Origin of the sequence: Paenibacillus sp. 23TSA30-6 (assembly GCF_014858585.1) — a bacterium.
In the GTDB taxonomy this organism is placed as follows: Bacteria; Bacillota; Bacilli; order Paenibacillales; family Paenibacillaceae; genus Paenibacillus.
Genome location: NZ_SLTL01000091.1, coordinates 1 through 1,127 on the forward strand (window position 1 = coordinate 1; position 1,127 = coordinate 1,127).

At 52.3% G+C, this 1,127-nt stretch carries 1 protein-coding gene; it reads right to left on the reverse strand.

Features of this window, described 5'->3' with window-relative positions:
- A partial coding sequence (locus tag E0698_RS26215) for an AMP-binding protein (RefSeq protein ID WP_192513426.1) occupies positions 1 to 1,127 on the reverse strand: 1,127 nt, incomplete at both ends.

Here is a 1,127-nt window from a genome sequence, read left to right on the forward strand (position 1 = left end):
TCTCTATAGCCCCACGCCGTATTTACGTAATGACGCTGCTCGATCATCACGCCTTTGGCGTTCCCCGTCGTTCCCGATGTGTAAATGACGTAAGCCAAAGCCTCAGGATCATGGACAGGCGTGTAGATGGGCGCTTGCTGATGGGAATGGTTCCCTTGTGAAGCTTGTTGAAGTAATCCTGGCAAGTCCAGCGCTTCACCTGCAAAATCCACATCCGCCAGTAGTTCAGTCAGGGAAGACTGCGTGAGCATAATAGTAGCCCCGCTGTCCTGAAGCATGTAAGCAATTCTCTCCTTCGGGTAGGTCGGATCGACAGGTACGTAGGCCGCTCCCGCCTTCATAATCCCTAACACAGCGATAATCATGTCTGCTGAACGCTCAAGCATCACGGCGACGAGATGTTCGCGTTGGACCCCACGGCTTTGTAAAGCTTGAGCAAGCAGATTGGCCTTCTCATTCAGCTCATGATAGGTCAGTGCGGTATCTTCGTAGATGACAGCCGTCTGTTCCGGGATACGTTCTGCCTGCGCTTCGAATATTCCATGAAACGTTCCGGCAGGATAGTCGGCAATTGGTCCGCTCCATACGCGGGTGAGCTCCGCCTCTTCTGTAGCGGTCAACAGACGAATGTCCCGCAGCAGGATTTCTGGTGTACGTGCAATCTGAACGAGTGTATGCTCCAAATGCCCGGCTAACCGTGTCATCGCTTCATCGCTGTAGACATAGTTGTTGTAGGACAGCATAAAGCTCAGCGCTTTTCCGTCCTCCACTTCGATGTTGAAGGGGTAAGGAGTTTCTTCGGACAGCTGGGCGTCCTCCACGACGAATCCAAGCCGTTCCTTCAGATCAGGCCGGCCAACCATATCCTCCAGCGGGTAATTTTCAAATACAACAAAATGATCCATGAGTTGCTGCTTGAGCGCTGACTGGGACTGGATTTCAGCGAGTGAAAAATAGTCATGTGCCCGGGATTGAACCGCGCTGCGCTGCACTTCACGAAGCAGACCTGAGAATGGCTGATCTGCATCCAATTTGATTCGTATCGGTATGGTGTTAATGAAAAGTCCCAACATCTGTTCCACACCTTCAAGCTCCGGTGGTCGACCGGAAACAACGGTGCCGAAGAC